The 12,370-nt window shown below is 59.7% G+C and carries 10 protein-coding genes; 6 read left to right on the forward strand and 4 right to left on the reverse strand.

What is annotated here, in order from left to right; genetic code table 11:
- Window positions 1-12 precede the first annotated feature (12 nt).
- Window positions 13-381 carry a YkgJ family cysteine cluster protein gene (locus tag AB4N74_RS01040; RefSeq protein ID WP_034155003.1) on the reverse strand — a complete coding sequence of 123 codons (369 nt, stop codon included), beginning with the start codon at window positions 379-381 and terminating at the stop codon, window positions 13-15.
- Window positions 382-682: 301 nt separating this feature from the next.
- On the opposite strand from AB4N74_RS01040, the gene AB4N74_RS01045 reads away from it, so the two are divergent.
- Window positions 683-2,032, forward strand: a complete 1,350-nt coding sequence (locus tag AB4N74_RS01045; protein WP_093438678.1) for a spinster family MFS transporter — start codon at window positions 683-685, stop codon at window positions 2,030-2,032.
- Between the two features lie 162 nt (window positions 2,033-2,194).
- On the opposite strand, the gene rapA is transcribed toward AB4N74_RS01045, so the two are convergent.
- Complete coding sequence (gene rapA, locus AB4N74_RS01050) at window positions 2,195-5,041, reverse strand: RNA polymerase-associated protein RapA (protein ID WP_414926570.1); 2,847 nt, start codon at window positions 5,039-5,041, stop codon at window positions 2,195-2,197.
- A gap of 252 nt (window positions 5,042-5,293) precedes the next feature.
- On the opposite strand from rapA, the gene AB4N74_RS01055 reads away from it, so the two are divergent.
- The 3 genes from AB4N74_RS01055 to ccoM all read left to right on the forward strand — a co-directional run bounded on the left by AB4N74_RS01055 (window position 5,294) and on the right by ccoM (window position 6,172).
- Window positions 5,294-5,635, forward strand: a complete 342-nt coding sequence (locus tag AB4N74_RS01055; protein ID WP_003222394.1) for a hypothetical protein — start codon at window positions 5,294-5,296, stop codon at window positions 5,633-5,635.
- A gap of 116 nt (window positions 5,636-5,751) precedes the next feature.
- Complete coding sequence (locus tag AB4N74_RS01060) at window positions 5,752-5,913, forward strand: hypothetical protein (protein ID WP_007918490.1); 162 nt, start codon at window positions 5,752-5,754, stop codon at window positions 5,911-5,913.
- A gap of 145 nt (window positions 5,914-6,058) precedes the next feature.
- On the forward strand, window positions 6,059-6,172 hold the full coding sequence (gene ccoM, locus AB4N74_RS01065) for a cytochrome c oxidase subunit CcoM (protein ID WP_003222396.1): 114 nt from the start codon (window positions 6,059-6,061) through the stop codon (window positions 6,170-6,172).
- A 1,011-nt stretch (window positions 6,173-7,183) separates the two neighbouring features.
- Here the strand turns inward: ccoM and AB4N74_RS01070 are convergent.
- Complete coding sequence (locus AB4N74_RS01070) at window positions 7,184-8,659, reverse strand: inorganic phosphate transporter (RefSeq protein WP_064119763.1); 1,476 nt, start codon at window positions 8,657-8,659, stop codon at window positions 7,184-7,186.
- A 374-nt stretch (window positions 8,660-9,033) separates the two neighbouring features.
- Window positions 9,034-9,234 (reverse strand): hypothetical protein, encoded by a 201-nt coding sequence (locus tag AB4N74_RS01075; RefSeq protein ID WP_008080067.1) that lies wholly within the window; start codon window positions 9,232-9,234, stop codon window positions 9,034-9,036.
- 650 nt (window positions 9,235-9,884) lie between these two features.
- Between AB4N74_RS01075 and pcaR the strand changes: the two genes are divergently transcribed.
- Together pcaR and AB4N74_RS01085 are read left to right on the forward strand one after the other, a co-directional pair.
- The gene (gene pcaR, locus AB4N74_RS01080) at window positions 9,885-10,727 is read left to right on the forward strand and encodes a pca regulon transcriptional regulator PcaR (protein ID WP_007917109.1); all 843 of its coding nucleotides are present in this window, start codon (window positions 9,885-9,887) and stop codon (window positions 10,725-10,727) included.
- Window positions 10,728-11,020: 293 nt separating this feature from the next.
- Window positions 11,021-12,367 carry a 4-hydroxybenzoate transporter PcaK gene (locus tag AB4N74_RS01085; protein WP_093438668.1) on the forward strand — a complete coding sequence of 449 codons (1,347 nt, stop codon included), beginning with the start codon at window positions 11,021-11,023 and terminating at the stop codon, window positions 12,365-12,367.
- The last annotated feature ends 3 nt before the right edge of the window (window positions 12,368-12,370 follow it).

Genomic DNA, 12,370 nt, shown 5'->3' on the forward strand with positions numbered 1-12,370 from the left:
GGCGCTAAAAGCTTAAGCGATCTGTTCGAAAGGGATTTGCGCCCAATCGGGTTGCAGGGGCGGCAAGCCGAAACGCGCGCGGGCCTTATCGCAATCGACATTCTGCTCGCCGTTTTCCCATGACGACTCGAATTCGCGGCAGGGGCTGGAGCGCAGTTCATAAATCGAGCACTTCACCTCGCTGCCGACTTCACCGACCAACGCCGTGCAACGCGGCGATTTGCAGTCGGTGCCGTTCATCGCCACCCGGCTGGGGCTGATCTGTGTGACCAGTTCATCAGGCACCGTGCCGCCGGAAGATGCGCACTCACCCCAAAAGAAAGACACGCGAAAATGGGAACAGCAGGCACCGCAATTCAGACACGGACTGACTTCAGACATGGGCGAGGGTATCAAAGGGATTGATCGGGAGATCCGGACGGATCCGGCGGCCATTCTAGGCTTTGCCGCAGACTTGGGAAGGGGGGCAGGAAACTATTTTTTTGTGGCAAGGTTTTGCCGCAAAAGCCCCGGTTTTCGGGGGATTTCAGGCTTATCAAGGGCTTACGTTTCGTTACAGTGCCATGGGCCGATATCAGGCAGGCGAATGATCACAGACAGCCATTGCGCGGCTGACTAGATTGCAGGTTCCGGGCTCGGATGCGGTGGCAGTGAAGCCCTATAACAATAAAGAGACGGACCCATGCAGAACTCGACCCAAGCGGCGAATGCCTGGCGCATTCTGTTCCTGCTGTTCCTCGCCAACCTGTTCAACTTTTTCGACCGCACCATTCCGGCGATCATCATCGAGCCGATCCGCATGGAATGGCACCTCAGTGACTTTCAACTGGGCATCGTCGGAACCGCATTCACCATTGTTTACGCGATTGCCGGTCTGCCGCTGGGGCGGATGGCCGATACCGGTTCGCGCAGCAAGCTGATGGGCTGGGGCCTTGCGACGTGGAGTGCGCTGACGGCAGTCAATGGCCTGGTCGGCAGTTTCTGGAGCTTCCTGATCGTGCGCATGGGCATCGGCATCGGTGAAGCCAGTTATGCGCCGGCGGCCAATTCGCTGATCGGTGATTTGTTTCCGGCTCATCGTCGGGCGCGGGCGATGGGCATTTTCATGCTCGGTTTGCCGTTAGGGCTGTTGCTGGCGTTTTTCACCATCGGGGCGATGGTCAAGGCGTTCGACAGCTGGCGTGCGCCGTTCTTTATTGCCGCAGTACCAGGGCTGATCCTGGCGATTTTCATGTTCTTCATCAAAGAGCCGAAGCGCGGGGCGGCGGAAACCGTGCAGGTTTCGCAAGAAAAGGTCGACAAGCCGATCCGGCGGATTCTCGCAGTGCCGACCTTTCTCTGGCTGGTGATGGCCGGGTTGTGCTTCAACTTTGCGACGTATGCCTGTAACTCGTTTCTGGTGCCGATGCTGCAACGCTATTTCCTCATGCCGTTGCAGGAAGCGGCGGTGGCCACCGGAGTTATCGTTGGCGTGACCGGGCTGGTCGGCTTGACCCTGGGCGGCTGGATTGCCGACAAGATTCACCAGCGTGTGGCCAACGGGCGGCTGCTGTTTGCGGCGTTCAGTCTGATTATCTCGACCTTGTGCACGGCGTGGGCGCTGCATTCCGGGCGGATCGAGATTGGCGTGTTTGTCGCGGTGTTCAGTGTCGGCTGGCTGTTCGCCTACAACTTCTACACCTGCGTTTATACGGCGATTCAGGACGTGGTCGAACCGCGCCTGCGAGCGACGGCGATGGCGTTGTTCTTCGCCGGGTTGTATCTGCTGGGCGGCGGTCTTGGACCGGTGGTGGTAGGGGGCTTGTCGGATCATTTCGCGCATACCGCGATGCTGGCGGCTGGGGCGGAGCAGATGACCGAAGCGTTCAAGGCAGTCGGGCTGCATGATGCGATGTACCTGATTCCGGTGGCGCTGTTTTTGACCATGGTGTTTCTGTTTCTGGCGGCGCGGTGTTTTGTGCGCGATGCGCAGCGGATGAAGGAGGGGTTGGTTGCGGTGGTTGAGCCGCAAGTGGCTGCGGCGACTGCATAACCGCTATCGCGAGCAGGCTCACTCCTACAGGGGAACGCATTCCAACTGTAGGAGTGAGCCTGCTCGCGATAGAGCCATCAGCATCAACTAACAAATAACAGACAAACAATAAGGCCCGCATCACTGCGGGCCTTGTTGTTTTCAGCGCTGGAGCAGGGCGGTTTAGCCCGCCACCAACACCCGAATCGCTTCCAGGCGCAACGCCGCTTTATCCAGCATCGCCAGACCCTGCTCACGTTGCGTGCGCAACGCATCCAGTTCGCTGTCACGTACGGTCGGGTTGACCGCTTGCAACGCGGTCAGGCGCGCCAGTTCTTCGTCGGTGTCGGCGGCCAGACGGCGGCGGGCCTCGGCCACGCGCTCGGCGTGACGCGGCGCGATCTTGTCTTCACCGGCGTTGATCCGTGGCGTCAGTTGATCGCGCTGGGCCTGGATGAACTTGTTGGCGCTGGCACGCGGCACGCTTTCCAGCTGATCGTTCAGTGTTTCGAACGATACCCGTGGCGACAGGTCGTTGCCGTTGGCGTCGAGCAGGCAGCGCAGGGCGGCTGGCGGCAGGTAACGACCCAGTTGCAGCGAACGCGGCGCGACCACTTCGCTGACGTAGAGCAGTTCCAGCAGCACGGTGCCCGGTTTCAACGCCTTGTTCTTGATCAACGCGACAGCGGTGTTGCCCATCGAACCGGACAGCACCAGATCCATGCCGCCCTGCACCATCGGGTGTTCCCAGGTGATGAACTGCATGTCTTCGCGCGACAGCGCCTGGTTGCGGTCGTAGGTGATGGTCACGCCTTCGTCGTCGCCCAGCGGGAAACTGGCGTCGAGCATTTTTTCGCTCGGCTTGAGGATCAGGGCGTTTTCCGAATGGTCTTCGCTGTCGATGCCGAACGCGTCGAACAGGGTTTCCATGTAGATCGGCAGGGCGAACTGATCGTCTTGCTCAAGGATCGCCTCGACCAGCGCTTCACCTTCGCCGGCACCGCCGGAGTTCAGCTCCAGCAGACGGTCGCGACCGGTGTGCAGTTCGGCTTCGAGACGCTCGCGCTCGGTGCGTGCTTCGTCGATCAGGGCTTGCCACTCGCTGTCGTCGGCTTCTTCGAGCAGCGGCAGCAGGCGCGGGCCGAACTGGTGCTGCAAGGCGTTGCCAGTCGGGCAGGTGTTGAGGAACGCGTTGAGCGCTTCGTGGTACCACTGGAACAGGCGCTCTTGCGGGCTGGTTTCCAGGTACGGCACGTGCAGTTCGATGATGTGTTTCTGGCCGATCCGGTCGAGACGACCGATACGCTGCTCGAGCAGGTCCGGGTGCGACGGCAGATCGAACAGCACCAGGTGGTGCGCGAACTGAAAGTTACGACCTTCACTGCCGATTTCCGAGCAGATCAGCACTTGTGCGCCGAATTCTTCGTCGGCGAAGTAGGCGGCGGCGCGGTCACGCTCAAGGATGTTCATGCCTTCGTGGAACACCGTGGCCGGGATGCCGGAACGCACGCGCAAGGCGTCTTCCAGATCCATCGCGGTTTCGGCGTGGGCGCAGATCACCAGCACCTTGGTGCGCTTGAGCATTTTCAACTGATCGATCAGCCACTCGACACGCGGGTCGAATTTCCACCAGCGCTCTTCTTCGCTGGCGTCCGGCTGGGCCTGGAAGCTGACCTCCGGGTACAGCTCGGCGTGTTCGCCCAGCGGCAGTTCGAGGTATTCGTCCGGGCATGGCAGCGGGTACGGGTGCAGTTTGCGCTCCGGGAAACCCTGCACGGCGGCGCGGGTATTACGGAACAGCACGCGGCCGGTGCCGTGGCGATCGAGCAGTTCACGCACGAGGCGCGCGCTGGCTTCGCTGTCGCCATCGTTGACCGCAGTGAGCAAGGCTTCGCCTTCGTTGCCGAGGAAACCCTGAATGGTTTTGTGCGCTTTGGCCGAGAGACGGCCCTTGTCGAGCAGTTCCTGCACGGCTTCGGCCACCGGGCGATAGTTCTCGCTCTCGGCGCGGAAGGCCGCCAGGTCATGGAAACGGTTCGGGTCGAGCAGGCGCAGACGGGCGAAGTGGCTGTCCTGGCCGAGTTGTTCCGGGGTGGCGGTGAGCAGCAGCACGCCCGGAATGACTTCGGCGAGTTGCTCGACCAGCGAATATTCCGCGCTGGCTTTCTCTTCGTGCCAGACCAGGTGGTGGGCTTCGTCGACCACCAGCAAATCCCAACCGGCCGCGAACAGTGCGTCCTGGGCCTTCTCGTCGTCGACCAGCCACTCCAGCGCAACCAGCGCCAGTTGCGTGTCTTCGAACGGGTTGGCGGCATCGCTTTCGATGAAACGCTCTTCGTCGAACAGCGCAACTTGCAGGTTGAAGCGGCGGCGCATTTCAACCAGCCACTGGTGCTGGAGGTTTTCCGGGACGAGGATCAGCACGCGGTTGGCGCGGCCCGAGAGCAGTTGGCGATGGATCACCAGACCGGCTTCGATGGTTTTACCCAGACCCACTTCGTCCGCCAGCAATACGCGCGGCGCGATACGGTCGGCGACTTCGCGAGCAATGTGCAATTGGTGCGCGATTGGCTGAGCGCGAACGCCACCCAGGCCCCAAAGCGACGATTGCAGTTGGCGGCTGGTGTGTTCGAGGGTGTTGTAACGCAGCGAGAACCACGCCAGCGGATCGATCTGGCCGGCGAACAGACGGTCGCTGGCCAGACGGAACTGAATGAAGTTCGACAGCTGGGTTTCCGGCAGGGTGACGGCTTCGTTCTGCCCGTTGAGACCGTGATAGACCATCAGCCCGTCGACATCGTCGACTTGCTGCACGGTCATTTTCCAGCCTTCGAAGTGGGTGATGCTGTCACCCGGCGAGAACCGCACGCGGGTCAGGGGCGCATTCCGTAGCGCGTACTGGCGGGTTTCGCCAGTGGCCGGGTAAAGCACGGTCAACAAGCGGCCGTCCTGTGCCAGAACGGTGCCTAAACCAAGCTCTGCTTCGCTGTCACTGATCCAGCGTTGCCCCGGTTGATACTGCTGCGCCATGCTGCCTGACTCCCACCTTGAAAAAGCGGGCTATCTTAACGGAATGCAGGCTTCAGGGCCAAAGATTACTGGCGTAGGCGCTGGCGTAGGCTGCGATCTTTTGATCTTTGAGAACCCTTGAGGTTTGAGCTGTCTGATGAAGATCGCAGCCTTCGGCAGCTCCTGCACGTGCCAAGTGCGTCACAGATTTTCGACCAGTGGCTCAAGGCGCCTTTGCCGCAGCCGATAGCCTGCAGACAGGAGACCCTTTATATGTTGCCACCGATGCTCCCTCTGAGCGCTGTGCCGATCACTTCCCAGCAGGATCCGATCCGCCAGCGGCCGGACATTCCTCCGGTGGTGCCGGTGCAGGAAAGCTCCAACGAAAGCACGATCGATCTGCAAAAGCGCGATCCGGAAGAGGATCGCCTGCTGGCGCGTGAAGAACAACGCCGTCAGCAGGAGCGTGATCGTCGGCGCCGCGAGGCCGATGAGGACCCGGAAGAACACCTCGCCGTGCCCGGCACCGAGCTCAACGCCGACAACACCGTGCCGGTGGTGCCACTGATGGAAGATCAGCCGCGTCAGGGCTTGTGGGTCGATATCGAGATTTGAGTCGCTGTACCGCGTGGGGCGCGCCGGCTGGTCAGCGCGCGTCTGAGGCTGCATTATTGGCGCAGTCCTGCCGGTGATGTGGCAGTTGTGATTCTTTCAAGTGATGTACTGACGCCATGAGCCAAGACGACAAACTGATTGACCTCAGCACTGAGCGCGCCAAGCGTGTGCATGACATTAAAGAGAAGCGCCTGAACGAGGTGCGCCAAGCGTTCGAACAGGCTATGCCGCTGGGAAAAGCCAAGAAAAAGTCGAAAAACAAGCCGAAAAAGCGTTGATCTCCCCCTGCATCCGTTGATGCAGGTCAGTTATTTTCCCTCCTTTATCCCCCTTCGTTGCTGGTATTGATCCCGGTCAATTTGTGCGCCTGTGTGTTTGGTAACTTAGTCCCATCGCAGCAGAGCAGGGGCCAGGAGGCCAGTCATGTTTTTCGATAACGTGGTGTTTGCCGGGGTCCTGACTGTAGGGCTGATGGTTCTGTTTTTTGCAGGGTTTGGATTTTTTATCTGGAAGGATGCGAATAAGCGCAAGAAGTGATTCTTCTGGATTGATGAGCACGCAAGGCATTTTGGGGCGACTTCGGTTGCCCCTTTTTTTTGTGTCTTGGCGGCCTTTGGGCCGACCATGTTCTTGGGGTTTTGGGTGAATATCCGTTTTTGCGGGTGTTGCTGATTACGGTTCCGCCCTTACGGCGGGTCACCTTTTTCAAACGCCAAAAAGGTAACCCAAAAGGCTTGCTCCTGCGTTCGGCCCTCGCAGGCTCGGGTTCCTTCGCTCCGGGATCGATCCGGGCGCAGCGGCTCCGGTTTGCTTCGCTGCACCTCCTTCCGCTGTGTTTGGCTTCGCCAAACGGTCGCTGCGCTCCCACGCCCGGATCAATCCCTCCACTCAGCCTTCCGACGTCGCCTTACAGATCAAGATCAAGAGCAGCAGCCGAGCTAACGCTCATCCTGTTGAGTGGTGAAGAGCGGGTGTTCGGCTTTGGTTTTGTGTTGGATTCGCTCCTCACCCCCAGCTCTCTCCCGGTGGGAGAGGGGGCCGATTTGTGTGCTTTTCAAAGCCTGAGTTCGACGCGGTACCGCACGTCGGCGTACCTCCCCAAACACCTCGATCAGTCCCCTCTCCCTACGGGCGGTCCGACGTTTCGGGAGGGCCAGGGTGAGGGGCTTGTGATCTGGCTTGTGATCTAGCTTCGGCTCTTGATCTTTTGCCCCATCGGCAGGCCGAGCGTAGGTGTTCATCCGGGGGTAGGCGCGTAGCGCCGTGCGGCGTAGCCGCATACATCGAGAGGAGGTGCAGCGAAGCAAACCGTAGGCGATGCCCCCGGATGGACACCGTAGCGAGGGAACACTGAGCCTCAGCGAAGTGCCGTACGCCGGGGCAAAGCCTTTTGCTTACTTTTCGGCGTCTGGAAAAGTGAGTCGCTGTAAGAGCGAAACCGCCAGCGGCAGCATCCGCAGCAACGGATATGCCCCCAATCCCAAAACCCCAAACACAAAAAAAGGCGCGATCCTCTCGAATCGCGCCTTTCTCAAGTACCGCTATCTATCAACTACCCAGCGCCTTCGACGCCAGCCAGAACAACCCGGCCGACAGCGCAACCGTCGCCGGCAAGGTCAACACCCAAGCCAACAGAATGGTGCGAACCGTGCCACCCTGCAGGCCGCTCTTGTTGGCGACCATGGTGCCCGCCACGCCCGAAGACAGAACGTGAGTGGTCGACACCGGCAGGCTGAAAATATTGGCCATACCGATCAAGCTGGCAGTAGTGATCTGCGCCGACATGCCCTGGGAATAGGTCATGCCCTGCTTGCCGATCTTCTCACCGATGGTCAGCACCACGCGTTTCCAGCCAACCATGGTGCCCAGGCCCAGAGCCAGTGCGACCGCCAGAATCACCCAGAACGGGGCGTATTCGGTGGTGGTGGTCAGGTCTTTGCGCAGCTTGTCGAGGTCAGCCTTTTCACGGGCTTCCAGGCCTGGCAGCTTGCCAACCTTCTTCGCGGTGTCGTCCAGGCAGAGCAGGTAACGACGCACTTCGATGCGGCTGTCGGACGACAGTGAATGGTAGTCCGCTACGCCTTTAAGCGTGTGCAGCAGGGCGCTGATGGTCGGTTCGGTCTGCTGCGGGTTGCAGCGGAATTTCTCCGGCAGGTCGCCTTCCACGCTCTTGCCCAAGGCCAGGAATTCACCCAGCGAATCGGCGTTGCGCTGGTAGAACTGGCTCAGGTGCAGGGTCGCGTCGCGAGTGCGTTCGATCTGATAGGTGGTGCTGTTCAGGTCGAGAACGAACTGCGCAGGCACGATACCGATCAGCACCAGCATGATCAGGCCGATGCCTTTCTGGCCATCGTTGGAGCCGTGCACGAAGCTCACGGCCATCGCCGAGATCACCAGAACCAGACGGTTCCAGAACGGTGGATGCTTCTTGTCGTCGATCTTGCGGCGTTGTTCCGGTGTCTTGTGCATCTTCGACAGCGGACGCCACCACTTCAGGCCGATCAGGATCAGCGCGGCGATCAGGAAGCCGGCCATTGGCGAGAACACCAGCGAGGCGCCGATGTCGATCGCTTTTTGCCAGTTCACGCCGTCGGCCAACGGAATGTCGTTGATCAGGGCGTTGGCCAGGCCGACACCGAGGATCGAGCCGATCAGGGTGTGCGAGCTGGAAGCCGGGATACCGAAGTACCAGGTGCCCAGGTTCCAGGCGATTGCCGCGGCGAGCAACGAGAACACCATCGCCAGGCCATGGCCGGTGTTCACATTGATCAGCAGCTCAACCGGCAGCAAATGGACAATGGCATACGCCACGCCAACGCCGCCCAGCAGCACGCCGAGGAAATTGAACACACCGGAGAAGAAGACCGCCAGGTGGGGCGGCATGGCTTTGGTGTAGATAACAGTGGCTACCGCGTTAGCGGTGTCATGAAATCCATTGATGAACTCGAAGGCGAGGACAAACGTCAGGGCGAGCAAGAGGCTCACAAGCACCCAAGCATCCAGTCCGCTGAATAAATCGATCATGAAGGTTTTCTGACCCGGTCGTAAGGGGGCGCGATTATGCCAGAAAAGACTGGGAATCGATCCCCTCCCTGCTCATCGGTTACACACTTCTTCGATTTAATTTGTTGCAACGCATGAAAACCAAGCGTGCTGCAGGGTTTTTCAAGTGCTTGATTTACTTGATAAAAAGCTTGTTTTGCAAGCGAATTTACCGATGCGCAGACGTCTCAAACGCTTGTCTGAAATATCTCTGAAACCTGTAGGACGCCCGTTCTCAGTCAGTCAGACCGGATGATGGCCGCTGCCCGCGGGTAGCGGGCGCGCAAGGCATCGTCGTTCCACCGCGCTTGTAACCGGTGTGGACGCAAACCTTCAGACGATCCGAAAAACGTCGCTCAAGGCTCTTCGGCTTTGAGTTCCTTTTCGATCTTTTCGATTTCTTGCTTGAAGACCTGATCCTGAACGGTAGGGCGTTTACGCCATGCTTTGCGTTCCGGTTCGGGCTGAGCGGCGTAGGTTGTGACTTCCCCGCCGTAAACTTCCTTGTAACGTTGTTCCTGGCGCTCAAGTTCCGCGCGCAGTTCGTCTTTCGTCACAGTGCTACCTGTATGAGTTGAGTTAAGTGTCTGGTGAAACGCACTGCAACGAATCGGTTGAACGGAGCCACCGCGAGTTCAACGCCCGGACAGGCATTGGTGTAAACGGTGGGGCGATCAAGACTTCCGTGTTACAGGCGGCTACGGCACCAGATAAAAACTGACGCAGCATCAGTTTCCTGTTTCAGCGAGCGCAGGCGTTGCATGAGTGATTCGCGTCAGGCGCTGGCCGGGCTGTTGGCGATGGACATCGCCGCAGCGGGTGACGACCTCCGCGATTAAAAACGAGGTGCCACTGAGCTGCATTATAGCGGTCGATTCAGGAATGACTATCTTTGCCAAGTTAAAAACGGTTCCGGATGTGTGATTGTTTTGTGACTCGCAACTTTTGTTACTAGTTGAAGTGCGTGTTGGCCCTTATTGGGTGGGTGATCTGTTTTTGGCGCCATTTAGTCGGACAACTAAAGCTGTGATTCTGATAATCGCAAAGTTTGGCTTGCCCTATAAATAGCTAGACGCCATCCCAACAGCTGATTGCGATTATCGGTCGACGGTTCGATAATCGCCCAATCTTGCAGCCCGACGCTTGTGCATTTGTCGGCGAGCCGCTTGTATAGCCCATTGATCCGTGCCGGATAAAAGGACAAGAAATGAACGATCAAATGCGCAACTCCTTCACCTCTGTGGCGCCGCCGATCGTCGCCTCGCCGGCCAAACGTATCCAGGCGCTGACCGGTGATCCGGACTTCATGACTTCGCTGGCTCGTGGTCTGGCGGTGGTGCAGGCGTTTCAGGAGCGCAAGCGCCATCTGACTATCGCCCAGATCAGCCACCGCACGGAAATTCCCCGCGCCGCCGTGCGCCGTTGCCTGCATACGCTGATCAAACTCGGCTACGCCACCACGGACGGTCGCACCTATTCATTGCTGCCCAAAGTGCTGACCCTCGGCCACGCCTATCTGTCGTCGACGCCGTTGGCAGTGTCCGCTCAGCCGTACCTCGACCGCATGAGCGAACAACTGCACGAAGCCTGCAACATGGCCACGCTGGAGGGCGACGACATTCTCTACATCGCCCGCTCGGCGACCACTCAGCGGCTGATTTCGGTGGACCTGTCGGTGGGCGGTCGCCTGCCAGCGTATTGCACGTCGATGGGGCGGATTCTGCTGGCAGCACTTGATGACACCTCGCTGCGTGAATACCTCGATCACGCCGAATTGGTCGCCAAGACCAGCCGCACGATTCACACCCCCGACGCGTTGCTCGAATGCCTGCAGGAAGTGCGGCAGCAAGGCTGGTGCATCGTCGATCAGGAACTGGAACAAGGCCTGCGCTCGATTGCCGTGCCGGTCTACGACGCGTCTGGCCAAGTGGTGGCGGCCCTCAACGTCAGCACCCACGCCGGTCGCGTCAGTCGTACCGAGCTGGAGCAGCGCTTCCTGCCGGGCCTGCTCAGCGCCAGTCGCGACCTCAGTGCGCAGTTGTTTGCCTGATGAAGTGTTCGATAAACGCACAGTGTTGCGTTTATCGAATTGACGCTAAAACCCTCGGATCATTAATGTCGCGGCAGCGTCATCCGGCGCTGATGTGAATGAGCCCGCCGGACTGCCGACTCCCATAATAATGACAAGAGGCAACTCACCATGCGCATGCTCTCCGACTGTCTCCGCCCCATCCGCTGTTGCCGGGTTCACCGCAACGCCTGATCCAGACCTTCTATTCTTGTGACCGTGCCGCTCTCTGGCCGGCCGCCGTTCGACTGCGTTTTTTGCGTGGAATAAAAATAATGAACCAGCCTCAGTCCGCTGTGGGTAACTGCCTCGACGTGCAGACCTTCATCAATGCCCAACCGATCTCGCGCTATCAGTGGCGCGTGGTGATTCTGTGTTTCCTGATTGTCTTTCTCGATGGCCTCGACACCGCCGCGATGGGGTTTATTGCCCCGGCGCTGTCGCAGGATTGGGGCATCGACCGGGCCAGCCTTGGCCCGGTGATGAGTGCCGCGCTGATTGGCATGGTCTTCGGTGCACTCGGCTCTGGCCCTTTGGCTGACCGCTTCGGGCGCAAAGTCGTGCTCGTCGGCGCTGTGGTGCTGTTTGGCGCCTTCAGCCTGGCGTCGGCGTATAGCAGCAACGTTGAACAGCTGCTGGTGCTGCGCTTCCTGACCGGTCTGGGACTGGGGGCGGGGATGCCGAATGCCACCACGCTACTTTCCGAATACACCCCGGAGCGCAAGAAGTCGCTGCTGGTAACCAGCATGTTCTGCGGTTTCAACCTCGGTATGGCCGGTGGCGGGTTTATTTCCGCCAAGCTGATTCCGGCGTTCGGCTGGCACAGTCTGCTGCTGATCGGCGGGATCTTGCCGCTGATCCTCGCCGTGGTGCTGCTGTTCTGGTTGCCGGAGTCGGCGCGTTATCTGGTGGTGCGCAATCGTGGCACGGACAAAGTGCGCAAGACCCTGGCGCCGATCGACCCGGTCACCGTCGCTCAGGCCTCGAGCTTCAGCGTACCGGAACAGAAAACCGTCAAGGCGCGCAACGTGTTCGCGGTGATCTTCTCCGGCACTTACAGCACCGGCACCTTGCTGCTGTGGCTAACCTACTTCATGGGTCTGGTGATTGTTTATCTGCTGACCAGTTGGTTGCCGACGCTGATGCGTGACAGCGGTGCGAGCATGGAGCAAGCCGCATTTATTGGCGCGTTGTTCCAGTTCGGCGGGGTGTTGAGCGCGGTCGCTGTGGGATGGGCGATGGACCGCTTCAATCCGCACAAGGTCATCGGCATTTTCTACCTGTTGGCCGGGGTGTTTGCCTACGCGGTCGGGCAGAGCCTGGGCAACATTACCTTGCTGGCGACCTTGGTGCTGGTGGCGGGGATGTGCGTGAACGGCGCGCAATCGGCGATGCCGTCGCTGGCGGCGCGGTTTTATCCGACCCAAGGGCGGGCGACCGGGGTCTCGTGGATGCTGGGCATCGGCCGCTTTGGCGCGATTCTCGGGGCGTGGATGGGCGCAACGTTGCTGGGCTTGGGCTGGAATTTCGAGCAGGTGTTGACGGCGTTGGTGATTCCGGCGGCGTTGGCCACCACGGCGGTGGTGATCAAAGGCATGGTCAGTCATGCGGATGCGACCTGAGTT

The organism is Pseudomonas sp. H3_C08 (genome assembly GCF_054669455.1).

Bases quoted from the DNA above. Each gene is read 5' to 3' on its own strand.
- pcaR (WP_007917109.1), top strand. From the start codon at position 9,885: ATGAACGATCAAATGCGCAACTCCTTCACCTCTGTGGCGCCGCCGATC.
- rapA (WP_414926570.1), bottom strand. From the start codon at position 5,041: ATGGCGCAGCAGTATCAACCGGGGCAACGCTGGATCAGTGACAGCGAA.
- AB4N74_RS01055 (WP_003222394.1), top strand. From the start codon at position 5,294: ATGTTGCCACCGATGCTCCCTCTGAGCGCTGTGCCGATCACTTCCCAG.
- AB4N74_RS01060 (WP_007918490.1), top strand. From the start codon at position 5,752: ATGAGCCAAGACGACAAACTGATTGACCTCAGCACTGAGCGCGCCAAG.
- AB4N74_RS01085 (WP_093438668.1), top strand. From the start codon at position 11,021: ATGAACCAGCCTCAGTCCGCTGTGGGTAACTGCCTCGACGTGCAGACC.
- AB4N74_RS01040 (WP_034155003.1), bottom strand. From the start codon at position 381: ATGTCTGAAGTCAGTCCGTGTCTGAATTGCGGTGCCTGCTGTTCCCAT.
- AB4N74_RS01070 (WP_064119763.1), bottom strand. From the start codon at position 8,659: ATGATCGATTTATTCAGCGGACTGGATGCTTGGGTGCTTGTGAGCCTC.
- AB4N74_RS01045 (WP_093438678.1), top strand. From the start codon at position 683: ATGCAGAACTCGACCCAAGCGGCGAATGCCTGGCGCATTCTGTTCCTG.
- ccoM (WP_003222396.1), top strand. From the start codon at position 6,059: ATGTTTTTCGATAACGTGGTGTTTGCCGGGGTCCTGACTGTAGGGCTG.